At 54.3% G+C, this 25,813-nt stretch carries 24 protein-coding genes; 16 read left to right on the top strand and 8 right to left on the bottom strand.

Going from position 1 to position 25,813, the window contains the following annotated elements; genetic code table 11:
- Nucleotides 1-99: 99 nt before the first annotated feature.
- The 4 genes from PGY33_RS01405 to PGY33_RS01390 are packed head-to-tail and all read right to left on the bottom strand — an operon-like array spanning nt 100 to nt 3,371.
- Nucleotides 100-792, bottom strand: a complete 693-nt coding sequence (locus PGY33_RS01405) for a class II aldolase/adducin family protein (protein WP_110436230.1) — start codon at nt 790-792, stop codon at nt 100-102.
- A gap of 12 nt (nt 793-804) precedes the next feature.
- Entirely contained in the window at nt 805-1,464 is a 660-nt protein-coding gene (locus tag PGY33_RS01400) for an HAD family hydrolase (protein ID WP_117751224.1), read from the bottom strand.
- Nucleotides 1,465-2,451 carry a transketolase family protein gene (locus PGY33_RS01395; RefSeq protein ID WP_118479004.1) on the bottom strand — a complete coding sequence of 329 codons (987 nt, stop codon included), beginning with the start codon at nt 2,449-2,451 and terminating at the stop codon, nt 1,465-1,467.
- A 17-nt stretch (nt 2,452-2,468) separates the two neighbouring features.
- Entirely contained in the window at nt 2,469-3,371 is a 903-nt protein-coding gene (locus tag PGY33_RS01390; protein WP_118284910.1) for a 1-deoxy-D-xylulose-5-phosphate synthase N-terminal domain-containing protein, read from the bottom strand.
- Nucleotides 3,372-3,679: 308 nt separating this feature from the next.
- Between PGY33_RS01390 and PGY33_RS01385 the strand changes: the two genes are divergently transcribed.
- Entirely contained in the window at nt 3,680-4,726 is a 1,047-nt protein-coding gene (locus tag PGY33_RS01385) for a zinc-binding dehydrogenase (RefSeq protein WP_118479008.1), read from the top strand.
- 106 nt (nt 4,727-4,832) lie between these two features.
- On the opposite strand, the gene PGY33_RS01380 is transcribed toward PGY33_RS01385, so the two are convergent.
- Entirely contained in the window at nt 4,833-5,798 is a 966-nt protein-coding gene (locus PGY33_RS01380) for a sugar-binding transcriptional regulator (RefSeq protein WP_118479010.1), read from the bottom strand.
- 179 nt (nt 5,799-5,977) lie between these two features.
- Between PGY33_RS01380 and PGY33_RS01375 the strand changes: the two genes are divergently transcribed.
- From PGY33_RS01375 to PGY33_RS01345, 7 genes are all read left to right on the top strand, one after another.
- Nucleotides 5,978-6,238 (top strand): HPr family phosphocarrier protein, encoded by a 261-nt coding sequence (locus PGY33_RS01375; RefSeq protein WP_118479012.1) that lies wholly within the window; start codon nt 5,978-5,980, stop codon nt 6,236-6,238.
- Between the two features lie 31 nt (nt 6,239-6,269).
- The gene (locus tag PGY33_RS01370) at nt 6,270-6,728 is read left to right on the top strand and encodes a PTS sugar transporter subunit IIA (RefSeq protein WP_118479014.1); all 459 of its coding nucleotides are present in this window, start codon (nt 6,270-6,272) and stop codon (nt 6,726-6,728) included.
- 57 nt (nt 6,729-6,785) lie between these two features.
- Nucleotides 6,786-7,085, top strand: coding sequence for a PTS sugar transporter subunit IIB (locus PGY33_RS01365; protein ID WP_199667385.1), 300 nt, complete (start codon nt 6,786-6,788; stop codon nt 7,083-7,085).
- Between the two features lie 79 nt (nt 7,086-7,164).
- Nucleotides 7,165-8,577, top strand: coding sequence for a PTS galactitol transporter subunit IIC (locus tag PGY33_RS01360; RefSeq protein ID WP_118729053.1), 1,413 nt, complete (start codon nt 7,165-7,167; stop codon nt 8,575-8,577).
- A 90-nt stretch (nt 8,578-8,667) separates the two neighbouring features.
- Entirely contained in the window at nt 8,668-9,753 is a 1,086-nt protein-coding gene (locus tag PGY33_RS01355; RefSeq protein WP_270477003.1) for a 2-hydroxyacid dehydrogenase, read from the top strand.
- A gap of 12 nt (nt 9,754-9,765) precedes the next feature.
- Complete coding sequence (locus tag PGY33_RS01350) at nt 9,766-10,410, top strand: L-fuculose-phosphate aldolase (protein WP_118479018.1); 645 nt, start codon at nt 9,766-9,768, stop codon at nt 10,408-10,410.
- A gap of 21 nt (nt 10,411-10,431) precedes the next feature.
- Nucleotides 10,432-10,839, top strand: a complete 408-nt coding sequence (locus PGY33_RS01345) for a TRASH domain-containing protein (protein WP_118479020.1) — start codon at nt 10,432-10,434, stop codon at nt 10,837-10,839.
- Nucleotides 10,840-11,078: 239 nt separating this feature from the next.
- Here PGY33_RS01345 and PGY33_RS01340 read toward each other — a convergent pair whose 3' ends face one another.
- The 3 genes from PGY33_RS01340 to iolG all read right to left on the bottom strand — a co-directional run bounded on the left by PGY33_RS01340 (nt 11,079) and on the right by iolG (nt 14,439).
- Entirely contained in the window at nt 11,079-11,912 is an 834-nt protein-coding gene (locus PGY33_RS01340; protein ID WP_243022881.1) for a sugar phosphate isomerase/epimerase family protein, read from the bottom strand.
- A gap of 13 nt (nt 11,913-11,925) precedes the next feature.
- The gene (locus PGY33_RS01335; protein WP_118479022.1) at nt 11,926-13,311 is read right to left on the bottom strand and encodes an MFS transporter; all 1,386 of its coding nucleotides are present in this window, start codon (nt 13,309-13,311) and stop codon (nt 11,926-11,928) included.
- A gap of 108 nt (nt 13,312-13,419) precedes the next feature.
- Nucleotides 13,420-14,439, bottom strand: a complete 1,020-nt coding sequence (iolG, locus tag PGY33_RS01330) for an inositol 2-dehydrogenase (RefSeq protein ID WP_118479024.1) — start codon at nt 14,437-14,439, stop codon at nt 13,420-13,422.
- Nucleotides 14,440-14,756: 317 nt separating this feature from the next.
- On the opposite strand from iolG, the gene PGY33_RS01325 reads away from it, so the two are divergent.
- The 8 genes from PGY33_RS01325 (at nt 14,757) to PGY33_RS01290 (ending at nt 25,563) form a co-directional block, all read left to right on the top strand.
- The gene (locus tag PGY33_RS01325; protein WP_118479026.1) at nt 14,757-15,632 is read left to right on the top strand and encodes an AraC family transcriptional regulator; all 876 of its coding nucleotides are present in this window, start codon (nt 14,757-14,759) and stop codon (nt 15,630-15,632) included.
- 862 nt (nt 15,633-16,494) lie between these two features.
- Entirely contained in the window at nt 16,495-18,447 is a 1,953-nt protein-coding gene (gene iolD, locus PGY33_RS01320) for a 3D-(3,5/4)-trihydroxycyclohexane-1,2-dione acylhydrolase (decyclizing) (protein WP_118360746.1), read from the top strand.
- A gap of 93 nt (nt 18,448-18,540) precedes the next feature.
- Entirely contained in the window at nt 18,541-19,332 is a 792-nt protein-coding gene (locus PGY33_RS01315) for a 5-deoxy-glucuronate isomerase (RefSeq protein WP_270476998.1), read from the top strand.
- A gap of 14 nt (nt 19,333-19,346) precedes the next feature.
- Nucleotides 19,347-20,468 carry a 4-hydroxybutyrate dehydrogenase gene (locus PGY33_RS01310; RefSeq protein ID WP_270476996.1) on the top strand — a complete coding sequence of 374 codons (1,122 nt, stop codon included), beginning with the start codon at nt 19,347-19,349 and terminating at the stop codon, nt 20,466-20,468.
- 18 nt (nt 20,469-20,486) lie between these two features.
- The gene (locus tag PGY33_RS01305; protein ID WP_118360749.1) at nt 20,487-21,794 is read left to right on the top strand and encodes an acetyl-CoA hydrolase/transferase family protein; all 1,308 of its coding nucleotides are present in this window, start codon (nt 20,487-20,489) and stop codon (nt 21,792-21,794) included.
- A gap of 294 nt (nt 21,795-22,088) precedes the next feature.
- Entirely contained in the window at nt 22,089-23,534 is a 1,446-nt protein-coding gene (locus PGY33_RS01300) for a 4-hydroxyphenylacetate 3-hydroxylase family protein (RefSeq protein WP_118479034.1), read from the top strand.
- A gap of 191 nt (nt 23,535-23,725) precedes the next feature.
- Entirely contained in the window at nt 23,726-24,577 is an 852-nt protein-coding gene (locus PGY33_RS01295) for a transketolase (RefSeq protein WP_118479036.1), read from the top strand.
- Between the two features lie 14 nt (nt 24,578-24,591).
- Complete coding sequence (locus PGY33_RS01290) at nt 24,592-25,563, top strand: transketolase family protein (RefSeq protein ID WP_118479038.1); 972 nt, start codon at nt 24,592-24,594, stop codon at nt 25,561-25,563.
- Nucleotides 25,564-25,813: the final 250 nt, after the last annotated feature.

Genomic DNA, 25,813 nt, shown 5'->3' with positions numbered 1-25,813 from the left:
GAGAGACCTTCTGTCCTGATTTTATTAGAGGGGTGTTGGTGATATGGTTTGGTTTGGAAATTTTTTAACTAAGTGAATTGGTAGTTTGTGTGAGATTGGTCAGTCGATGCGCTTTACCAGATCCTCCGGAATCTTGGCAGTGCCCTGACCGTAATACTGGAATACGTCAACCATCTGCTGAATCTGTGCGTCGCTCATCTGCTTGATCTCGCCGTTGACGCAGGCTGCGCGGGCAGCCAGATAGCATTTTGCGGCTTCTTCGAGGTAGACCGCAGCGTACAGCGCCTGATTGAGGTCCTTGCCGACCGTCATAACGCCGTGCTGAGACAGGATAACGGCATGACCGTTGCCGACGTACTTAACCGTATCAATGCCCATATCGATCGAGCCTGCAGCCGAATACGGCGTGATCGGCACATTGCCGCCGGCGGCATTGGCCAGTGCGGTAATGCATACGCGGAACTCGGTCAGGCCCGGAATGAGCGAAACCGCAGTCGCATACGGCTGGTGGGTGTGGATAACGGCGTTGATGTCCGGACGCTCGCGGAAGATATGCAGGATAGCCGGTGTGTCGGACGAAGGCTTGCGGGTGCCTTCGATGACATTGCCGTCGATATCCATGACGATCATATCATCCTCGACCATCTTCTCGTACATCATACCGGACGGCGTAACGAGAATCTCGCCGGTCGGCATGCGCACGCTCAGGTTGCCGCAGGTCAGCGATACCAGCTCATAGCGGTCGAGCAGGATACCGGCTTCGATGATTTCTTTTTTCATTTCCGAAAACATGGTGAATTCCTCCTAAAAAATCGTGAGCAGCTGTTCCGGTCTGCGGACGATGAATTCCGGATGGTAGGGCAGTAGCATTTCGAGCGGCTGATAGCCCCATGCGGCAGCAGCAGCTGCCGTTTGCGTGTTGCGTGCGGTCTGCATGTCCACATCGGTGTCACCGACGTAGAGTATCTGCTCACGCGGTATGCCCAGCTGCTCAAGCACAGGGTCCATCGAGTGCGGATCGGGTTTGGAGATGGTCTCCGGCGTCTGTCCGACGCACAGCTCCATCGCATCACCGAAAAATCGGTCGATGAGCGCACAGGCAACGGCGTTGGGTTTATTCGTCAGAACGGCGTTCTTGATGCCGCGGCGGTTTAGCTCCGCAAGCGTTTCACACACCCCTGCATACGGCTGGGTGAGATAGGTGAAATCGCTGAGGTACGCGGCGCAGTCGTAATCGCGTATCGCGGGCTGAAGTGCGGCAACCCGATCAGGCGGGCAGCCGCCGAGCTTCAGCAGCTTATGGTAAAACTCCGCGATAGAAAGGCGGCACAGGTCACGGCACTCGTCGAGTGTAATGCCGTGAAAGCCGAAATGACGAAGGGACTGGTTACAGTAATGGTGAATTGTCGGCAGGGTATAGAGCAGCGTGCCGTCCAAATCCCAGACGCAGGCGCGAAAGCCCATTTATACCTCCAGGAAGTCTACAAAGCGAACGGCTTCCAGATCGGACTCTGCAACGCCGAGCTTCTTGCCGGTCAGGTCCTCGACAGCGGATACGAGGTGCATGGCATCAATGCCGTACTTCTTCATCAGATACATCTTGGACGCACCGTGCGGATAGCCCGGCAGGCCGATCTTGACCAGACGCTTGCCCAGTCCGTTCTCTGCGATAACATCGGCAACAGCGGAGCCGAGACCGCCGATATCCAGATGGTTTTCGATGGTAACAACGCCGTACTTGCTCTTATTGATGGCCTCAACGATGGTCGGGTCGGTGAACGGCTTGAGGGTGGAAACGTGCATATGCTGTACGGAAACGCCCTTTTCCTTCAGAACTGCGGTAGCGCGCATTGCTTCCTCGGTGCAGATGGAGGAGGACAGCAGAACGATGTCATCGCCTTCACTCAGCACGCGGGCACGGTTGAACTGCATCGGCTCGTTTGCCGGGAACAGGCGCGGAACTTCCTTGCGAAGCATGCGGATGTAAACCGGACCGTTGTAGTTGTATGCCAGATCGAGCACGCCTTCGATTTCGGTTGCATCACCGATGTCGAAGATGGCCATGTTCGGCACCGTGCGCAGTACGCCGATGTCGTTGATGGACTGGTGGGTAACACCGCCCGGCGTGGTAATGCCCGGCACAAAGCCGACGAATACAACCGGTAGATTCGGATAAGCAACACTCATTTCCAGCTGATCGAGGATGCGGCGATACAGGAATACCGCAAAGGTATGCAGGAACGGACGGTAGCCTTCACGGCACATGCCGGCTGCCCAGGAGCACATGTTCTGCTCAGCGATACCCATGGTCAGATAGCGGTCCGGGTAGGTCTGGCGGAACTTTTTTACTTCGCAGGAGGAGCCGAGGTCGGCCGACATAACCAGAACCTCCGGATGCTCGGCTGCGAAGCGAATCATATTTTTTTCGTGTGTATTAACTTCGATCTTCATTTTGAACTCCTTCCTTCTCACATCTCGTCATAGATCTTCTGGAATTCATCACGCTCGTCAGCGCCGATGCGGATAAAATGCATCGAACGCGGCTTTTCGAGCGGCTTAACGCCGGTCCAGCCGTGCGTGCGTGCGATAACAACGAGCGGCTTGCCCTCATGCGGGGTCTCACATGCTTTGCAGAAGTCCTCAATGTCATGGCCGTTTGCCTCAACGCAGACCGCGCCGAACGAGGTGAAGCGGTCGATCAGCGGCTCCTCGGTCATCTGATCCTCAATCCTGCCCTCAACCTGCTGGTCGTTTGCATCGATTACAACGATGAAATTATCCAGCTTGTAGTAACCGGCTGCCTGAATGCACTCCCAGGTCTGACCTTCCTGCAGTTCACCGTCACCGAGCAGAACATAGCACTTGCCGGTGTCGCCGCGGCGCTTGCGGGCATGAGCCGTGCCGCCTGCGATCGAGATGGTCTGGCCGAGCGAGCCTGCGGTATTCTCAAATCCGGGGGAGTGCTCCGCACCGATCATTTCCATGTTCCAACCGTCTACATTGAATTTGTCCATGCAGTCCGGGCTGATGCGGCCGGTCTCTGCCAGTGCGGCGTAGATAACCGAAGCATAGTGGCAGCAGGATACAAAGAAACGGTCCTTATCCGGTGCGGGAGCGCCGTTGTAAGAGGAGCCTCGCTGATAATCCATATTATCCGGCCCCGGAACGCCGGGGAACGGAATCGGCTCCCAGCTGCCGACGGACGGACCGAGGTTCATCACACGGGTGTACAGGGAGGCAATGATTTCTGCCGACGAGCACGCCTGTGCCAGATAGCAGCCGCCGGTTTTCAGTGCAACGCCGAGAATCTGCTTGCGGATTCCGTTAGCGACCGCCTGAATATCGGCGGTGGAATAATTTTTTTCACTCATAAGAGCATGACTCCTTTCTGAATCCAATACCTATACGAACAGTCGGTGCTGTGGGTTGTGGTGTCGATCTCTTAAAAACATTATTTCATATACAAGCACAAATGTCAACGATAGAAAACTTGTCATTTGTGCCAAAAACGAGTTGATGAAATTGGTTAAATAGTGAGAAATGACGATTAAAGCGCGGAAATGGCTTGACGAGACTGTTTATGTTGCCTATAATGAGATAAAAGGAATTTAGAAAACGGTTCACAACAATGAACAAAATTTCAAACATTCCCGCGAGTTCCATGAAAGGAAGATGAATTATGAAAGCTGTTGTGAAAACGGAGACCGGTTTTGATCATATGCAGTATACAGATATTCCGGAACCCCAAGCGACCGGAGATCTGGTAAAGATCAAGATCGCGTACTCCGGTATCTGCGGCACTGATCTTCATGCGTTCAAGGGCACCTACGCGAGCACTAAGCCGCCGGTTGTACTCGGCCATGAGTTCTCCGGTGTAGTCACCGAGATCGGTCCGGACGTAAAGAATGTTAAGGTGGGAGATCGCGTTACCAGCGAGACCACCTTCAAGACCTGCGGCGTATGCCCGATGTGCAAATCCAAGGATTACAATCTGTGCGGCAACCGGCAGGGCATTGGCACCCAGATTAACGGCTCGATGGCTGAGTATCTGGTCAGCAGAGAGGAAAGCGTTCACGTCCTGCCGGATAACGTATCGCTGCTGAGTGCCGCGCTCACTGAACCGCTTGCGTGCGGCGTACATGCTGCTATCGAGAAGGGCAATGTACAGCCTGGCGATATCTGCGTGGTATTCGGTGTTGGCGCAATCGGCCAGATGGTTATGCAGGTGGCAAAGAGTCAGGGCGCGACCGTTATCGTTGCCGGACTGAGCCACGATGCGGAACGCTTTGAGATTGCAAAGAGTGCAGGCGCGGACCGCTGTGTTGATCAGCAGACCGAGAACATCAAGGATATCGTGATGGAGATGACGAACGGTGTCGGCGCGGACAAGTGCTTTGAGTGCTCGGGGGCGGTTCCGGCAGCCAACAAGGCGCTTGAGCTGGTACGCCGCAAGGGCACAGTTGTACAGATGGGCGTGTTCCCGCAATCGCATGAGAGTATCTGGACCGACCTGATCCTGCATCACGAGATCAACTATGTTGGCTCCCGCAGCCAGAAGCCGTCCTCATGGGTCAAGGCTCTGGAGCTTTTGGCGGCAGGCACAGTCGTACCGGAAAAGATCGTCACCTCGATCGATCCGCTGGAGAAATGGCGCGACGGCTTTGACAAGATGATTCGCGGCGAAGGCGCCAAGGGTGTTATCGTGCTGGATGACAGTCTGCAATAAGCAATCCCACGACGGATAAAGAATGAACTGATTATGATAAAGAAATGAGAGAAAAGAAAAAACCAATACCGCTGTTGCGGTATTGGTTGATTCTAAAAAGGGGTGCTTATTCGGGAACGGCAACGCCTTCCATTTCCAGCATGCGGCGGGCGAGTGCCTCGTCCGCGACCAGTACGTTGATGTACTTTCCGCGCACGGCGGCAAGCGTGCACTCTGCCTTTTCGGCGCTGGCGTTGATGCCGATCGACCACGCCGGAGTGCGCATTGCCTCCAACGGAGCGGAGATGACGTAGCGGCTGTCCAGCTGAACCTCGTTGCCGTTGATGTCAAACATGCGGCCGAGCAGACTGGAAACCGCACCGCGGCGCATCAGCTCCTTGCGTTCCTCAGCGTTGTAGCAGCCGGATTTATAAAGTGAGCCGTTGGCGTCATTCAGCGAACCGATGCCGGTGAGGATGATATCTACCGAACCTGCCTTCTTGAGTGTTGCTTCAATCTGCGGCTCGGCGGTGAGATAGGAGTAAACCAACTCGCTGTCCACATAGACCGGTGCATAGATGTTGGAATAGGTGCCGTGCACCTTTTTGGAAAGCCGGAGCGCAAGCTCGAGGCCATCCACACGCGGATTGCCGGTGCCGAGGCAGCCGACCATCTGCACAACAGTTACATTATAGTAGTCGGAATAATCGGTCGGTTCGAGGACATCGCACAGTGCTTCCAGTGCACGTCCCCACGAAATGCCGATAGACATGTTGTTTTCCAGTACGGTCGAAAGAAAATCTACTGCACAGTGTGCACAGCGTGTCAGGGACTGGTCGAATTCATAATCTCCGGCAACGATGACCGCATCGCGTAAACCGAAGGTCGTACGAACAAGGTGCGAAAGCTGCGGATTTTTGTTGATCGGACTATGAACGATGATTTCAACCACACCGGTCTCCTTCGCTTCATCGAGAAGGCGGGAGATGGTGGGACGGGAAATGCCGGTGATTTTGCTGATATCCTGCTGGCTGAGATTCTGCTGATAATAAAGCTCGGAGATTCGTACGAGCAAATCGGTACGGCTGCTCATAATAGGCCTCCTTAAAAATTTGAAAAGTTAGATGAACATTTGTTCACAACACAAAGTATAGCGTTTTTCGTATAGAATGTCAATAAACGTATTGACAAAAAGCGAAAAATCCAATATGATATTGCCCATAGGAATTGCGATAATATTCCATAGGAATAGTAGGAATAGGAGGAACATCCATGTTCACCAGTGAATTTGTTGTAAAAAATCCAACCGGTCTGCACGCACGTCCGGCCAGCCAGCTGGCCAAGCTGTGCAAGGATATTCCGGATGATATTCGTCTGATCTGCGAAAAAGGCACGATTAACCCCAAAAATGTAATTGGAATTTTGACCGCAGGTCTGAAAAAAGGTTCAGCGATCAAGATCGAGGTAGAAGGTGCCAGCGAGCAGGAATCCGGTGCAAAGATTATGGAGTTTCTGGAAGGCTTGACCGACTAAGAACAGCAGCTAAGAGAAAAGGAGAGCAAAGATGGAACAGGCAACCTTTCGCAATCTGATCCTGCGGGATGTGGAAGCGGCAAACGCCGAGGAGGCAATCCGCAAGGTCGGTCAGCGTTTTTACGATGAAGGCTTCGTAAAGGACACCTATATTGATGCAGTTGTTGCGCGTGAGAAGAATTACGCGACCGGTCTGCAGCTGGCGGATATCGCGGTAGCTATGCCGCACACCGATCCGCAGCATGTTAACCGCCCGGGCGTGTGCATCGCACAGCTTAAGCACCCGGTCGAGTTTGAACATATGGGCGATCCGGATACCAAGGTGCAGGCGGAAATGCTGTTCATGATGGCCATCAAGAATCCGGATGAGCAGGTCGAGCTGCTGCAGAAGGTGCTCGGCGTATTCCAGCAGCCGGAGGTCGTTGCTGCATTCCGCGCAGCAAAAAATGAAGACGAGCTGTTCGAGGCGGCTCAGAAGTACATTGGTTGATTACAGGACTGCGGTTCTGTTCAAAACACGGTTAAATCTAATTTATTGGAGGGTCAAATGATGAAAACTTGTAACATTCTGTGTGTATGCGGTTCGGGTACCGTAAGTTCCGCAATGGTAGCAGGCAAGCTCAAAGAGCGCCTGAAGGAAAAGGGTTGGGACGCTGCCATGGTGGAAGCAAGTCCGAACAGCATTTCGACCGAGATCACCGGCAAGAAGTTTGATCTGATTGCATGTGTAAGCCCGGTTTACGAGGACTTCGGCATCCCGAAGGTAAAGGCAGTCGGCATGCTGACCGGTCTGTCCGAGGACAAGGTAGTCGATGACTGCCTGAAGATCCTGGAGGCAAATGCGTAAAGGGTAAGGCGCATTTTCTCATAGTCATCCATAGCAAAGAGTAAAGGCAAAAGGGTAAAAAAGAAAGGTGGTTCCAAGCATGGCAAGTTTCTTTCAAACATTAAGTGATGTGTTCAGTGCATTCGGTGCTGCAGTATTCGTACCGGTTATTCTGTTTATCATCGCAAAGTGCATGGGTGTTACCGGCAAGAAGGCATTTAACACGGCACTGCTGTGTGCAGTCGGCTTGACGGGCTTCAACCTCGTTATCAACAGCTATTCCGCGATTATCGCACCGGTTGTCAACCAGATGGTTACGAACGCAGGCGTAAATCTGCCGACGCTCGATACCGGCTGGCAGTCCACGTCGGTTATCGCGTATTCGACCAAGGTCGGCCTGATCTTCATCGGCGTTGCAATCATTCTGCAGCTTGTGCTGTTCTTCACCAAGTGGACAAACGTATTTATGGCATCCGATCTGTGGAACAACTACTCCTTCATGGTTTGGGGCTCCATGCTGTATGCTCTGACCGACAACATGATGCTCTCCATGGCTCTGATGGTCGTTCAGCTGCTGTACATCCTGTTGTTCTCTGAGGCTTGCGCAAAGCGCTGGTCTACCTATTATGATTACGATAACTGCTGCATGACCGCTCCTCATCATCTGGAGAGCCTGCCGTTTGCGGTATTCATGAACTGGTTCCTCGGCAAGATCGGCTTTGACAAGATCAAGCTGAATGCACAGACCCTGCAGAAGAAGCTCGGCATCCTCGGTGAGCCTATGTTCATCGGCCTGGTTGTCGGCGCTCTGATCGGCATCATCGGCAACTTTAACGCTCTGGTCGGCGAGGGTGCGCTGACGGCCTGGGGTACGGTATCCTCTGCAGCCGTTTCCACCGCAGCGATCATGGCAGTATTCCCGAAGGTAGCCGGTATCTTCGCAAGCGCATTTACCACTCTGACTGATGCGTACAAGTCCAAGGCTGCCAAGTCCGGCGAAGGCCGTGAATGGTATCTCTCTGTTAACGATGCATGCGGTTACGGCGAGCCGAATACACTGGTTACCGGCATCCTGCTGATCCCGATCATGCTGGTTGTAGCATTTGTTCTTCCGGGCAACACCATCCTGCCGATGGCTGACCTGTGCGCTCTGCCGTACATGGTTGAGGTATTTGTTTGCGTATCCAACGGCAATATCGCAAAGAGCGTTGTTTCCGGTGCGATCTGGTTCTCTCTGGGCCTGGTTGTTGCGTCCGTTCTCGCGCCGACCTTTACGCAGGTCGCTGTTGACGCCGGCTTCCAGCTGGCACAGGAAGGCGTATTCATCATCAGCTTCGGTATTATGTGCCACCCGCTGATCGCCGGTCTGTTCTATGCATTCTGGTCTCAGAATCCGATCATCATCGGTGCGGTTGTCATTGCATACTTCGTACTGTACTTCCTGTTCAAGAAGAACAAGGAGCGTTTCGTTGGCTATCTGGAGAACGCTGCTGCTGCTTACTCGGCATACTAAGCGATTGCTTCTAAACTGAAAACAGCCGGCTGCTGCTGCAAACAAATGCAGCGCAGCCGGCTGTTGTTTTATTCCGAAGAGGAGGAAAAGATGAAGGAACTGACACAAAAGCCGCAGAATATCGTACTGGTCGGCGATGCTTTTGTTTCGCCGGACACAATGGAGCAGGCGGTGCAGCAAAGCACACTCTGCTGCGGCAGGATCACTAAGCTGATGTGGGGCGGCTCCGACAAGCAGGAATTCACCTCGCGGCAGCTTAAACTCGAGCGGAACGGTCCGGAAGCCGTACCGTATGCGGACGGTCTGGACGAGGTGATCGGCGAGGCAGAGGTTCTGCTCGTGCATTTCAATCCGGTGCCGCGTGCGCTGATTGAGAAAGCGCCTAACCTCAAGGTCATCCTGACCTGCCGCGGCGGCATGGAGCACATTGACCTTGCAGCTGCAAGTGAGCGCAATATTCCGGTGCTCAACGTTATCCGCAATGCAGAGCCGGTCGCGGACTTTGCCCTCGGCATGATGCTCGATCTGACGCGCGATATCGCGCTATCGCACCGCAAAATGCGCGAAGGTGTATGGATGAAGAGCTTTTACAACTCGGACCATTTGATGACGCTTTCCAGCCATACAGTGGCGCTGGCCGGTATCGGCAACGTCGGCAGCGCGCTGGCGCGCCGTCTGCTGGCACTCGGCGTGCCGGTGATCGCGTATGACGCATACACCAGTCCGGAAAAGCTGGAAAAGGCCGGTCTCGGTGCAATCAAGCTAGTCGATTCACTTGAAACCCTGTTTGAACAGGGCGATATTGTATCGCTGCACCTGCGGCTGACACCGGATACCGAGCATATGATCGGCATGCAGTATTTTTCCCGCATGAAAAAAACGGCGTACTTTATCAACACCGCGCGCGGCGGTCTGGTCGATCAGCCGGCACTGGTCGAGGCGCTGCAGCAGGGCTGCATGGCAGGCGCGGCGCTGGATGTGTACGACAGCGAGCCGCTCGCCGTGGACGATCCGTTGCTGCAGATGGACAACGTGCTGCTCACACCGCACATTGCGGGCACCACGGTAGACGCGATCCCACGGGCGCCGTTTTTGCTTATGCGTGAGGTCGATCGGTTCCTGGCTGACGGAGTGACCGATCGAGTGGTAAATCATGTGTCCATCACACTGGAGTAAGGAGGAAACGCAATGCTTTTGCAGGAAGAAAGAGAGAAAATCGTTGTATACGGACAGGAAATGCTCAAGCGCGGTCTGACCGCAGGCACCTTCGGCAACCTGAGCATTTACAACGAAAAGGAGAACCTGTTTGCCATCAGTCCGAGCGGCATGGACTATTTTAAGACCGACGCAAGCGATGTGGTCGTTATGACGCTCGACGGCGAAAAGGCGGACGGCGACCGCAAGCCATCTTCCGAGGTGGACATGCACCGTATTTTCTACCAGAAGCGCCCGGGCATCAAGTCGGTCGTGCACACGCATCCGCGCTACGCTACTACACTGGCGTGTCTCGGCTGGAGCATTCCGCCGCTGCACTATCTGGTGGCGTATTCGGGCAGAGAGGTGCCGTGCATTCCGTATGTGCCGTTCGGCACTTATGAACTGGCACAGGCGGCGCTGGACGGCATGGGCGATAATTACGCCTGCATTCTCGGAAATCACGGTCTGCTGTGCGTCGGCGGCAATATCAGCTACACGCTGGATGTGTCCGAGCAGATCGAATTCTGCGCACAGCTCTATTATAATTGTAAGGCAGCCGGTCAGGAGCCGAAGCTGTTGAATGACGAGCAGATCAGCTCGGTGCTGGAGGCATTCCAGACCTACCGACAGAAATAAATTTTGCAGGAGGGGACCATTATGGAGGAAAAATGCGTATACTGCGGCGGTGATCTGCCGGAAAAGCCGACTAAGGTAAAGGTGCGCACGCGCTCGTTTGAGGTGTGCTGCGCGGATTGTGCGGCAAAGACCGAACAGTATATCAAGCTGGATAAGCGATTCAAGACCGCGCTGTATCTTCTGGTCTTTCTGGGCGGCATCGGATTTGTTATCAGTGCATTTTTCGGCGGTGACAGTCCGCTGCGCATGATCGGTGCGTATGCCGGTCAGCTTGTTGCGGGACTGGCGTTTATCGCGTTTCCGTATCCGGTCACCTCGTTTGAGAGCTTTCACGCGATGAGCATCCGCGGCGTAACGCGGCTGACGCGCATTATCGGCCTTGTGCTGAGCGTGTCGGCAGTTGTGCTGGTGGTGCTCACGCTGCGGTAAAGACAAGTGCGATCGGTCTGGCGAAAGTCAGGTCTTTCCAAAACCCCAAAGGGCGCTCAAAGGAGCGCCCTTTGGGGTTTTGCAGGATTGTCTGATGTGATGGAAAGCAAAAGGACGGAAGGGTCCAAGTACCTTCCGTCCTTTTGTGGAGAAAATTATATTTGTATTCTGTTTGGAGACTTGAATATAAATAAGAGAGAATAAATTGAATGTGGAATTTGATCTGCGATTCGGGAAAATTAGCCGAGGAACGGACGGGTGGTTTCCGCGCCCATGCGGATCACATCCTCAGCAGGCATTCTCCAGTATTCCGGACGGAACAGCTCAAGGCACGCAGGGCCGTCGTAGCCGACTGCCTGTACCGCATCAGCAACCTCCTGCACCGGAATGGCACCCAGACCGGGCATCAGACGGTGGCAGTGGTCGAGGATGCCGAGCGGCAGGTCCTCGCAGTCGTTGATGTGGAACACGAACAGCTTCTCCTTGGGAATTTTGCGGATGAAATCAACATCCGCGCACTTGTCGTGCAGGTAAACATTGATGCAGTCCACGGTCAGACCAACACTGTCGCGGTTGACGGCGTTTACGATCTCAAGCGCCTGACGAACGCTGTTGACGCACCATTTCTTGTCACCGATCGGCTCGAAGGACAGCTTGACGCCGTACGGTTCAGCAATGTCAGCGAGTTCGTTCAGCACCTTCACCGAGTCGTCGAAGATCTCCTTCTCGTTCTTGGTGCAGATCTCGTTGGTAACAGTCGGCACAACAATAATGTACGGATTGCCGATCTGCTGAGCCACCTTGCAGCCGAAGGTGAACAGCTCTACAAGCTTTTCCCACTCCTCCGGCGTGCAGAAGTTGATGTTTTCAATGGAGTTGAATGCAAACGGCTTGATATGGCTCTTTGCAAAAAACGCCTTGAGATCGTCTGTGGTGTGGGTCTTGAGATACTCCTGCAGCATATCGAGACGCAGCTCGATATAGTCATAGCCGTACTTTTCACACAGCAGCAGGTCGTTTTCAACCGTGGAATTTTCCTTGCAGGTTGCTTCGTTATATCCGAGTTTCAGCATAAGACAGTCTCCTTTACATTTCACCGCGTGCTTCACGCTCGGTGAGTTCCTTCATAATAGTGGGGTAAATCTTATCCAGCTTGTAGAACAGCAGGACGATGATGGCAACGATCCAGACCAGAATCGGACCGAACTTAAAGATAGAGGAAATCATTTGCTGGGCGGAAGTCGGCTGCATAGCACCGCCGGTAACCGAGCTGAGGAAGCCTGCGCCTTCAAGCATGGCAGTCATAACCGCACTGGTGATGCCGGTACCGATCTTAAAGCCGAGCGAGCCGCCGCCGAAGATCAGGCTTTCCTGACGCAGATGGCTCTTCCACTGACCGTACTCTACAACGTCGCCCATCATGCCGAATACCAGAGAGGTCAGCGGAGCCTGACCGAGCGAGCGGATGATGGTCATTACCAGAATCCACCGGAAGCTCATCGGGTTTACCATAATGAGTGCATGGGCGATAACAACTACGATACAGCCGGCGAGCGACAGGTTGCGCTTGTTGAATTTCTGCAGCAGTATTGGACACAGCAGCGCGCCAACGATCAGTGCGACGATCTCGGAGGTGTAAATGACGCTGTAATACCATTCATCGTTGCCGAGAACATATTTGCAGTAATACGGCAGATCGGTGCCGATGATGGTGGTATGTACGCAGGTGACGGTCCACAGAACGAGCGTTGCCCAGAAATACGGGTTGCCCAGCAGGGCTTTCAGCGCACGGGAAGCGGGAACCTTGGGCTGCTCCTGCTGCGCGGCCTCGAAATTGACGGTTTCCTTGCAGCGGACAAAGCAGATGACAAGCAGAACAAGTGCGATGGCGCACCAGATGCTCATGGTCTTGATCCAGGCGGCCTGATCGTTGCCGAACAGCTTGACGACCGGCATGGTGAAGGTTACGGCAATGATCTTGCCAATCGGAGACAGTGCCATACGCACAACGGACAGCAGGTCGCGCTCGTGCGAGGAGCGGGTCATCATGGTGGACAGGGTGCCGTAGGGCACGTTGATTGCGGTGTAGCATACGGTGGTGCACAGGTTATAAGTAACAAAAATGTACCAGAATTGAACGGTCGTGCTGCTGCTGTACGGCACACAGAACATCGCAACCGCGCACAGAACATACGGTACGCTCATCCACAAGATCCACGGACGGGCCTTGCCCCATTTGGATTTGGTCTTGCTTACGATGATGCCCATGATAACGTCGGACGAGCCATCAAAAATACGCGAGATCAGCATGACCAGACCGACGGTAACGACCGGAATACCGCAGTAATCCGTATAGAACAGGGTGAGCAGCGCGGTGATCATACCGAACACAATGTTGCAGGCGGTATCGCCTAAACCATAGGAGATACGGGTTCCCCAGCCAAGGGAGGCAGTGTTGTTCTTTTCACTCATAAGGAGCAACCCCTCTTTCTTTTCTCAAAAAACGGAAGCCGCCGCCGAGTGCGGCGGCTTGCCGAATAACTCTTTTTCTTCTCTTTTCGTGTGATATGCGGGGATAAATTACTCGATTTCGCTCAGCTTGACCGGACGGCCTTCCTTCATGGACAGGTTTGCTGCCATTGCGATCTTGACCGGCTGCAGACCGTCAAAGCCGGTAACCAGCGTGTCGGTGTCGTTCAGAACGGCATCGGTGAACGCCTTTGCCTCTGCGATGAATGCGTTGTTGTAGCGCTCGAGGAAGAACCAGGTCGGCTTTGCAACCTCGACGCCTGCGGCGGAGGAGATCATGGCGGTGTTGTTCAGATCGTTTGCAACCTGCACGCAGCCCTGGTCGCAGTGCACCTCGGTGCGCTGGTCGTAGCCGTAGTGTGCGGCACGGGAGTTGTCGATCACGCCGAGTGCGCCGTTCTCAAACTTCAGCATGACGATTGCGGTATCCACGTCGCCGTACTCCTCGTAGCCGGCGCCGGAGAGCGCTGCACCGTAAGCGGTAACCTCGGTAACCTCGCTGCCTGCCAGATAGCGGACCATGTCGAAATCGTGAATGGTCATGTCCATGAAGATACCGCCGGAAACCTTGATATAGCTCATCGGCTGGTGATCGGGATCACGGGAGGTGACCTTGATGAGATTGGGCTTGCCCAGCTTGCCGGAAGCGACCGTATCGCGGACGGCCTTGTGGTTGTGGTCAAAGCGGCGCACGAAGCCGACCTGCAGCTTAACGCCTGCCTTCTTCACCGCAGCGAGTGCTTCCTCGATCTTTGCCAGCTTGGTGTCGATCGGCTTCTCGCAGAAGATGTGCTTGCCGGTCTGCGCAGCGCGCATGATGAAGTCTGCATGCGTTGCGGTGGAGGAGCAGATGAACACGGCCTCGATGGTCGGATCGCCAAAGATCATCTCGGGATCATCGTAGCACTTCTCGATACCCATGTCCGCTGCCCATGCGCGGGTCGCATCGTTCATGAACGGATCAGCCACTGCGTAGAGGTCTGCGTTCGGCACTGCATGTGCCAGATTTTCGCCGTGCAGCTTGCCGATTCTGCCTGCACCCAGCAGACCGATTCTTACCTTGTTTGCCATTTTTTCTTGCACTCCTTTTTTACTCTGAAACCTGAATTGACGCGTTTGCTCAAAAAGCAGTATGTTAGAAGTTTTTTTCTGTGCTTCTATGATATAATAATTGCGCACAGAGAAAAACAATGTTAAAATATCGAATATAACAACGATATAAACTGCTGTTTTTGAATCATTTGCGCTTTTCTTGTGATTATTATACAAACAAAGTCCGTGAGAGCGTTATCGTGTTCTTGTGGAAAAAACAGCAGGATTTTCCGAGGGGAAGAAAGAAAATCGAGGGAAGGCTTTCGTAATCTTGCGATTCTTGGGAGGGAGCATACATGGGAAACAAGCCTTGTAAACTGAGCGGAACATTCTTCAACTGCATTTCGATCGATCGCAATTACAACAACCAGCAGTCTATACTTCCGCATATGCACGACAACCGTCTGGAGCTGTTCTATGTGTGCAGCGGACAAGGACAGTACATGGTGGATAACCGGTATTATCCGATTGGAGAGGGCGACATTGTTATCTGTAATCAGGGTGTGCTGCACGGCGAGGAACCCGATCAGGTGCGGCAGATCCGGTCGTACAGCGTCGCAATTACCGATGTCAATGTAGAAGGTCTGCCGCCCAACTGTCTGATCGCAGAAGGGGAGTGTCCGGTCGTATCGTGCGGACAGCTTGCCAGGCAGGTAGGCGAGACCATGCACCTGCTGTATCTGCTCAGCGCCGATGCGGGAAACCTGCATGCCGTGTGCTGCAGTCTGGCAGAGGCAATGCTGAATCTGACCGATTCCCTGCTCCGCAGTCGTATCCACCAGCAGGAGCAGCAGCGTGAAATGCCGTCTGTGCTGGCGCACCGCGTGCGGCGCTATCTGGATGCACACCACTGTGAGCCGATCACGCTGCGTATGGTGGCGGAGCGACTGCGCGTGAGCGAGTATTATCTGGCGCATGTGTTTAAGCAGGAGTTCGGCGTGCCGCCTATGCAGTATGTGATGAAGCGCCGGATTGGTGAGGCGCAGGGTTTTCTGATGAATACCGGCATCCCGATCGCCGAGATTGCGGACACACTCGGCTTCAGCAGTATCTGTCACTTCAACACCATGTTTAAGAAGTACACCGGCACGCCGCCCGGTAAGTTCCGGCAGTCGTTCAAGCAGAGCATCACGCACAGCGAAAAAGTAAAAAGTGAAGAAGAGGAATCGTAAAACGGAAAACACCGTGCAGAGCAGTAACGCTTGGCACGGTGTTTTTCTATCTACTTACAAATAGAAGAATGGCGCAGCCGAGAGAGAGCGGCTGCGCCGGTGAAATGGGGATGTGTGTGAAATTAGAGAGTGTGTGTGATGATCGTTTGCCGGAGCATAATTATCTTATTTATACAGCGCGGTCTGCGTAATGACCATGTTTGCAAGGATAACTACTACAGAAAAATGGTGAATAACATATTTATTCCTCCGTTATCCGTTCTTTCGCCGTTTGCGTTCGGCTTTCCTTTGATGATTCTATTGTAGTCCCTTGGACGCGGTTTTTCTTCTAACTTCTTGTATTTCATAGAGTTGAGCAAGAATCTATAATTTGACCGGCACAGACGGTCAGCATACGCGGAAAACGGCAGCAACAACCTATAAAAAGTGGTGAAAATGCAGCCTGTGAGTGAAAAATAAAGGCGGGAGAAAGATTGCGTATTTTTATAAAATATTGAGATATATGCTTTTTTGCTTGTTGTTTAGGACGGAAAATGCGAAATTCTGTAATGACAGTATGCCGCGTTTTCCGCACGATAGCGAGATATTAAAAAAACAGGTGCAAAACGCAGGCCGCAGGCGGGAGCGGCAGACACGGAAAACAATGCGGTAGGGGAGAGAAAAGTTCTGGATTCTATAATAAAATGTGAAAATGTTCGTATGTAACGTAAAAATATAAGAAAAAAGGCGATTTCTCAAGATGTTAGAAGAAAAGCAAACGCTCAAATGCTAAACTTAAATCATCAAAAGAGAACACCGCCGGGAGCGAAAAGAAAGAGCCTCGGCAGGGAAAAAGAGTAAAGCATTTGAGGAGGAAAACACAATGAGCAAAACCAGAATGACAGTCGGTCAGGCAATCGTAAAGTTCCTGAATCAGCAGTACATTGAGATGGACGGCAAAGAGGAACCCTTCGTAGATGGCATGTTCACGATCTTCGGTCACGGTATGGTAGTCGGTCTCGGTCAGGCACTGGAGGAGGATCCGGGCCACCTGAGAGTTTACCAGGGCCGCAACGAGCAGGGCATGGCACACGCCGCCATCAGCTACGCAAAGCAGCACAACCGCCGCAAGATCATCGCGTGCACCTCGTCCATCGGCGTCGGCGCAGCAAACATGGTAACTGCAGCACTGACCGCTACCATCAATAACATCCCGCTGCTGCTGTTCCCGTCCGATTACTTCGCAACCCGTCAGCCGGATCCGGTTCTCCAGCAGCTCGAGGTTCCGAACGACCTGTCCATGTCCGCTTCGGACTGCTTCAAGCCGGTTGCCAAGTACTGGGACCGCATTTCTCGTCCGGAGCAGCTGATGAGCGCGATGGTCAACGCAATGCGCGTCCTGACCGACACCGCAAACTGCGGCACCGCTGTTATCTCGCTCCCGCAGGATGTACAGGGTGAGAGCTTCGACTTCCCGGATTACTTCTTCCAGAAGCGCGTACATCACGTTGCACGCCGCGTAGCGGATGACTACGATATCGAGAAGGCAGTTGAGATGATCAAGGCTTCCAAGAAGCCGATGTTCATTGCAGGCGGCGGCGTTCGTTACTCCGAGGCCGGTCAGACCGCAATGGACTTCTGCAAGGCGTTCAACATTCCGGTTTCTCAGACACAGGCCGGCCACTCCTGCCTGCCGGATTCGTTTGAACTGGCTGTCGGCGGCATCGGCGTAACCGGCGGTCTGGCGGCGAACGCACTGTGCAAGGACTGCGACCTCGTTATCGGTGTCGGCACTCGTTTCAACGACTTCGTAACCGGCTCCAAGTGGGTGCTGTTCCGCAACCCGGATATTAAGGTTCTGGCAATCAACACCTCCGAGTTCCACGCGGAAAAGCTGGACGCAACCCGCTGCATCGGTGACGCAAAGGTAACGCTCGAGGCTATCATGGAAAAACTCAAGGCAGACGGCTATAAGTCCGGCTACACCACCGAAATTCAGGATATCCGCAAGGTTTGGGAAGAGGAGCGTCTGCGTGTTCTGGGCGTTCAGTACAAGGGCGAAGGCTTTGGTGAAGGCAAGTTTGTGCCCTGTGTACCGAGCTGGACCGAGAAGATCATGAACGATTTCGTTTCCCAGATCGGCGGCACCATCACTGAGTCCAACGCGGTCGGCATTCTCCGCGAGGAGGCAGACGACGACGCAATCGTGGTTGCAGCAGCAGGCTCGCTGCCGGCAGACCTCGAGCGTCTGTGGGTCACCGACGCACCGAACTCCTACAATATGGAATACGGCGCTTCCTGCATGGGTTACGAGATCGCAGGTGCATTCGGCGCCAAGCTGGCTGAGCCGGATAAGGAAGTTTATGCACTCGTTGGTGATGGCTCGTTCATGATGCTCAACTCCGAGATCCCGACCGCAATGCAGGAGAACGCGAAGATCACCGTTGTTGTATTCGACAACTGCGCGTTTGGCTGCATCAACAACCTGCAGATGGGCAACGGCGTTGGCTCTCTGGCGACCGAAATGCGTCACCGCAACGAGACCACCGGCAAGCTGGACGGCGATTACTGCTACACCGACTTCGGCAAGATCGGCGAAGGCTTCGGCATGAAGGCATTCTACGCCAAGACCCCGGACGAGTTCCGCAAGGCTGTTCAGGACGCCAAGAAGGAAAGTGTTTCCTGCATCATCGACGCAAAGGTTCTGCCCAAGACCATGGCTGAGGGCTACGAGTCCTGGTGGCACATCGGCGTAGCGTCCACCTCCAAGTCTGACGAGGTAAAGGCTGCACGCAAGCGCATCGACGATCATCTGGCAGAAGCACGCATGTACTAATTTAACGCAGATTCAATATGAGCCGCCCGTTTTCGGACGGGCGGCTTCGCTTATATAATAAGGTATCGAGCAAAGAAAAGAGGAGCAAGAATTATGAAATATACGCACAAGGCCCCCTTCGATAAGGGCTACAACGGCATGGTCTCCGCAGTCGAGAACCCGGGAATGATGGGCATGGAGTTCGGTGTTGTCAAGATGGCAGTGGGCGACGTGATGCACTTCGACTACGCGCAGGAGGTCGTTTACGACCTGATGAGCGGCAGCGTGACCTTCGAGTGGAACGGCAAGTCCGAGACCGTTACCCGCCGTGATGTGTTCCACGAGGGTGCGATCCTGCTGCACGTTCCGCAGAACACCAAGGTGACAATTTCTGCCGAAAGCGATGTGGAAATCGCCGTTTCCCGCACGGAAAACAAGCGTGATTTCGCAGCTCGTCTGCTGCGCCCCGAGGACTGCCTGTGCGCAAATGAGGAGCGCGGCGCCGGTCAGATGAACGAGTGCTCGACCCGTCTGGTACGCACCTTCTTTGACCGCTCCAACTGCCCGGAAACTAACTTTTTCATCGGTGAAGTGGTGCATTTCCCCGGCAAGTGGTCCTCTTATCCGCCGCATCAGCACGTTGAGCCGGAGCTGTACTACTACAAGTTCCTGCCGGAAAACGGCTACGGTCTGGCAGAATATGGCGACGATGCCTTTAAGGTAAAGAACAACGACCTGACCGGCATGCCGGAAAACGTGACCCATTCTCAGGCTGCGGCTCCCGGCTACGCGGAGTATTACCTGTGGTGCATCCGCCTGCAGGACGACAAGAACATCGTGACGACCGTTGTGCCTGAGTATGAGTGGGTAACTAAGGCCGACGCGAAGTATTTTCCGGATATTTAAGGCGGTGAAATAACGTGAAAGCCTTCAAAATCGTACCTTCTATTGCGGAATACGTCGATTTTCGCACGCTGGCGAAGGAATTAAGCCTCGGCGCGAAAGACCTGATTCTGACAAATGAATATATTTACAATCCGACAATCGCGGCGCTGAATCTCGGCTGCCACACCTGTTTTCAGGAAAAGTTCGGCGGCGGTGAGCCGACCGACGTCATGGTTGACGCCATCCTCGACGACCTGCGCGGCAAGGAGTTTGACCGCATTATCGCGGTCGGCGGCGGTACAGTAATCGACATCGCAAAGGTGCTGACCGTTGCCAAGTCCACCGACCATGTGGACGATCTGTACGACCGCATGGCAAACCTCGAGAAGGAGCATGAGCTGATCATCGTGCCGACTACCTGTGGCACCGGCTCTGAGGTTACCAACATTTCCATCATCAACCGTACGACTAAGGGCGTCAAGGTTGGTCTGGTGTCTCCGGCGATGTTTGCGGACGAAGCGGCGCTCGTTCCGGGCATGCTGCTCAGCCTGCCGTATCCGGTTTTTGCAACTTCTTCCATTGACGCCATGGTCCACGCGGTCGAAAGCTACCTTTCTCCGAACGCCTGCGCACTGAGCGAGCTGTTCTCCGAAAAGGCGCTGCACCTGATTCTGTCCTGCTGGAAGGACGCGGTAGCAAGCGGCGGCAAGGATGCGTGGAAGAAGCATGCACTTGAGTTCCTGCGCGCCTCCAACTATGCAGGCATCGCGTTTGGTCACGCGGGCTGTGCGGCTGTTCATGCGATGGCATATCCGCTCGGCGGCGTGCATCACATTCCGCACGGTCAGGCAAATCAGCTGATGTTCGCGGACGTAATGCGCAAGTATCAGGAAAAGAAGCCCATCGGCAAGTTGAATCAGCTGGAAGAACTTCTGAGCGCAGAACTGGATGTTGAACCGGTATTTGCACTCGAAAATCTGTACGAATTGATGGACGAGGTACTGAAAAAGGATCCCCTGCACGAACACGGGGTAACCGCTGATGAACTGCCGGTCTTTGCAAAGAATGTCATCGAAACCCAGCAGCGCCTGCTCGGCAACAACTATGTAGAGCTGTCAGAAGACGATCTGCTCGACATCTACCGCAAGGCATTTTGAGCGCGGGAGGGACGAGAAATGGATTGGAGAGCATACTATAAAGAGCACACGATGACGCCTGAGCAGGCGGTTGGTGTGATCCATGACGGCGACCGCGTTGTGTTCGGTCACGCAGTTGGCGAACCCATTGTATTCCAGCGCACAATGGCGCGAATGGCAGAGCAGTTCCATAACGTGGAAGTTGCACACATGGTATACCTTGGCTCGGGCGAGTATCTGCAGCCGGGCATGGAAAGTCATTTCCGCCACAACGCGTTGTTTGTCGGCGGTCCGGCCCGCAAGCCGATCGCGGAAAACCGTGCAGACTACACCCCGGCGTTTTTCTCGGACGTGCCGCGCATGTTCCGCGACAACACGCTGCCGGTTGATGTTTTTGCGTTTACCTGCTCGCCTCCGGACGAACGCGGCTATGTGTCGCTCGGTCTGTCCTGCGACTACGGCGCACAGGCGGTCAAATCCGCGAAAACGGTCATTGCCGAGGTCAACCCGAACATGCCGCGCACCTATGGCGAGAGCTTCGTTCATGTATCCGAGATTGACGGCTTCCTGTGCTCGTGGGAGCCGCTGCCGGAGTCCGCGCCGCCGAAAATCGGCGAGGAAGACCGTGCAATCGGCAAATATATCGCTGAACTCGTGCGTGATGGTGACTGCCTGCAGCTGGGCATCGGTGCGGTGCCGGATGCGGTCTGCTCGTTCCTCGGCGACAAGCACGACCTTGGTCTGCATACCGAGATGATTTCGGACGGCGTGCTGCCGCTGCTTGAAAATGGAAACATCAACGGCAAGCGCAAGCAGCGCGACGTCGGCAAGGTGAGCGTAACCTTCCTGATGGGCACGCGCAAGCTGTATGATTTTGTGGATAACAACCCAATTATCAACATGCTTCCGGTGGATGTCTGCAACAATCCGGCGGTTATCGCGGAGAACGACAACGTGGTTTCCATTAACTCGTGCGTTGAGGTTGATCTGCAGGGTCAGGTCTGCGCTGAGGCAATCGGTCTGCGCCAGATTTCCGGTATTGGCGGCCAGATGGACTTTGTGCGCGGCGCAAACTTGTCCAAGGGCGGTCGCTCCATCATCGCGCTGCACTCGACCACCAAGGACGAGTCTGCGTCTAAGATTGTTACAACCATCACCACCGGCGGCCCGGTTACCACCAGTCGCTGCGATGTCAATTACATTGTCACCGAGTACGGCGTGGCGCAGCTTCGCGGTCAAACGCTCCGCGAGCGCGCAAAGCGTCTGATTGCCATTGCGCATCCAAAATTCCGAGAAGAACTTGCCGAGGAATTCGAGAAGCGCTTCGGTGAAAAACTCAAGGTGTAACCAATTATAATTCAACATACAGCAGGAGGTCATAACGATGAAAAAGACATTCTCGCGTTTTCAAATCATCTATATTCATGTGATTTTGCTGCTGCTGATCGCGTTCTCCGGCTGCTGTGTTTACCTCACACATCTGCTCATGGGCGTATAAATTCTGTGGATATGCGCCGAGAAACCGAACTTTTCCATTACAAAGACTATTCCCTTCATGTCTCCTCAAATATGTTATCAAAATCGGTGAATCGGCGCTTTTTCCTATTGAAAAGAAAGAAAAAGGACAAGGAAGATGATATCATGATGACAAAAGACCAGTACATCGAATCCCTGCGAAAGCTGCACCTCAATCTGTACAGCTTCGGCAAGAAGGTCGAGAACGTAGTGGACAACCCGATCGTGCGTCCGTCGCTCAACTCGTTTGCAGCAACGTACGAGCTGGCAGAGGACCCGCAGTACGAAGATCTGATGACGGCAACGTCCAATCTGACCGGCAAAAAGGTAAACCGTTTTACCCATCTGCACCAGTCTACGGACGATCTCATTAAGAAGGTAAAGATGCAGCGTCTGCTCGGTCAGAAGACCGCAGCGTGCTTCCAGCGCTGTGTAGGCATGGATGCAGCAAATGCGGTTTATTCGACTACGTTCGAGACCGATGAAGCATGCGGCACCAAGTACCACGAGAATTTTGTCAAGTTCTGGACCGATGTACAGAACAACGACTGGGGCGTTGACGGCGCGATGACCGACGTTAAGGGCGACCGCGGTCTGTCTCCGTCCAAGCAGGCGGATCCCGACCTGTTCCTGCACGTTGTAGAGCGTACGGCAGACGGTGTTTACGTTACCGGCGCGAAGGCACACCAGACCGGCTACCTGAACAGCCATTACGTTCTGGTTATGCCGACCATTTCCATGCGTGAAGGCGACGAGGACTACGCGATTTCCTTCGCCTGCCCGACCGACGCGGAAGGCATTACCTTGATTCTGGGCCGTCAGTCCTGCGACACCCGCAAGACCGAGGAATACAACGACATTGATGTCGGCAACAAGGTTTACGGCGGTCACGAGGTTCTGGTTATTTTCGATCGTGTATTTATCCCGAATGACATGATCTTCCTCAACGGCGAGACCCAGTTCGCCGGCATGATGGTAGAGCGCTTTGCAGGCTATCACCGTCAGTCCTATGGCGGCTGCAAGGTTGGTGTAGGCGATGTGCTCATCGGCGCTACCGCACTGGCAGGTGAGATGGCAGGCTCTGCGAAGGCGTCCCACGTCAAGGACAAGCTGATCGAGATGACCCACCTGAACGAAACCCTGTACTGCTGCGGCATTGCGTGCTCGTCTCAGGGCACCAAGACCAAGAGCGGCAACTACCTCATTGATCTGCTTCTGGCGAACGTCTGCAAGCAGAACGTCACCCGCTTCCCGTATGAGATCGCTCGTCTGGCACAGGATCTGGCCGGCGGCATCATGGTTACTCAGCCGTCCGAGGCAGATTACCGCAACCCGGCAACCCACGATTACATCGAGAAGTACCTCAAGGGTGTGGCTTCTGTCCCGACCGAGGACCGTATGCGTCTGCTGCGCCTGATCGAGAACATGACCATGGGCACCGCTGCTGTCGGCTACCTGCCCGAGTCCATGCACGGCGCAGGCTCGCCGCAGGCACAGCGCATTATGATCGCTCGTCAGTCCAACATGGAAATGAAGAAGGAACTGGCGAAGAAGATCGCGCGCATTGGCTAAAACATAAAGTAAATTCTGTGAGAACTGCTGCATAAGGAAGGTCTGACGGTTCCATGTCAAAATGGAGTATGTCTAACCGGCAGACCGATACGAAAGCGGCAATATCACCGATAAAAACTAACAAGACCCGTCCTTTTTATTGCGGAAGGGCGGGTTTTGTTCTGCAAACCGTAATTTCAAGGAGGAAAGCAATGGATAAGCAAAAACTGCACGAGCTGCGTGTGTTTGCGGCGGAAATCCGTCTGGAAACGCTCAAGGTGATCGCGTCGCGCGGCTTCGGCCATGTGGGCGGCTCGATGTCGATGGCGGATGCTATGGCGGTGCTGTATGGCGAGGTTATGCATATCGACCCGAAGAATCCCCGCTGGGAGGACCGCGACTGGTTCGTTCTGTCCAAGGGACACGGCGGCCCGGTCATGTATGCGACGCTCGGTCTCAAGGGATATTACCCGATGGAGAGCGCGTACACGCTCAACCAGCCGAACACGAATTTCCCGTCGCATACCGACCGCAGCAAGACCATCGGCGTTGACCTGACGACCGGTTCGCTCGGTCAGGGCATGAGCGAAGCCATCGGCGCGGCGCTCGGCAATCGTGCGCAGAATCGTCCGAGCCGTGTTTACGTTGCCGTAGGCGACGGCGAGTGTGACGAGGGCCAGATCTGGGAAGGCGCGCAGTTTGCAGCGCACTACAAGCTGGATAACCTCGTTTGTCTCGTGGACAACAACGGCCGCCAGCTGGACGGCGCGGTTGCCGACGTTATGAGTCACGGCAAGGGTATCGGCGCCAAGTTTGACGCATTCGGCTGGAATGTTATTGACGTAGCCGACGGCAACGATGTTGAGCAGATCTATAACGCGCTCGAGCAGGCGAAGGCGTGCAAGGGCAAGCCGACCTGCCTGATTTTGAACACCGTAAAGGGCAAGGGCGCAACCTTTGCCGAGCCGTCCGGCGCACATTCTTCTCAGCCGACCAAGGAGCAGTGGGATGAAGCGATCGCCGCATCCGAAGCCGCTCTGACTGCAGTGAAAAACGAAAAGTAAGGGAGGGGAACACAATGAGTTTTACTTTGATCGGCAAGCATGAAAAGGACAGCCGCGCCAACCGCGACGGCTATGTAGAAGCCATGCTCGAAATGATGGCGGAAAACCCTAAGCTGATGCACGTTGACTGCGACCTGATGGGCTGCATCAACACCGGAAAGCTGCTGAAGGCGTTCCCGGCCCAGACCTTTAACGCAGGCATCGCGGAGCAGAACGCCATGGGCGTTGCCTCCGGCATGGCCGCCACCGGCCTGACCGTATTCGCGCACTCGTTCGGCTGCTTTGCTGCCCGCCGCATGTTCGATCAGGCATTTCTGGCAGCAGGCTACTCTGAACTGCCGGTGCATGTGATCGGTTCCGACCCGGGTGTCTGCGCAGCGTTCAACGGCGCAACCCACATGCCGTTTGAGGACTGTGCGCTGTACATGAACATCCCGAACGCGGTCGTTATCGACTCGTGCGACTTTGCACAGACCAAGGCACTGACCAGGAAGCTGGCAGCCTGCGGCAGTCCGTCCTACATGCGCCTGATCCGCAAGGGCTTCACCACCGTGTATGCGGACGGCTCTGATTTTGAGATCGGCAAGGGTGTTACGCTGCGCGACGGCAAGGACGTAACCATTATTGCCTCCGGCATTCTGGTAGACGAGGCACTCAAGGCAGAGGAGCAGCTGGCAGCAAAGGGTATTTCCGCTCGCGTGATCGACATGCACACCTGGAAGCCGCTTGACGAGGAGCTGGTGCTCCGTGCGGCTGCAGAGACCGGCTGCATCGTCACAGCGGAGAACCATCAGGTCGGCACCGGTCTCGGCTCTGCCATTACCAACCTGACGAGCACAAAGAATCCGGTTCCGGTGGAGCGCATCGGCATCCAGAACCGCTTCGGTCAGGTAGGCCCGCAGGATTTCCTTATGCAGCAGTATAACCTCACTGCAGAGGATATTGCGGCGGCAGCTCTGCGTGCCATTGCCCGCAAGCAGGGATAATTACAGAAAAGCTCCCGTTGGAACGGTTGATCGGTTCCGGCGGGAGCTTTTCTGCGCGAAGCAGCGGACACGCGTTGAGGAAGAAATGCATAATTTTTGCTTGAAAAGATTGGTGAGAAGTGAGATTGCTTTTCTGACGGAACAGGGATAGAATTATAAGTACAAGTTACGCAAACGTTTGCGAGAAAGAAAACGGAATGCATGACCACACGAATCTGTTGCACGGGGAGGAGGAATGAGATTTCGCTGC

It is taken from the genome of Butyricicoccus sp. AF18-9LB (genome assembly GCF_027684505.1).
Lineage (GTDB): Bacteria > Bacillota > Clostridia > Oscillospirales > Butyricicoccaceae > Agathobaculum > Agathobaculum butyriciproducens.
Note: the sequence above shows the minus strand (reverse complement) of the source record. Positions and strands in the feature narration are given on the sequence as shown.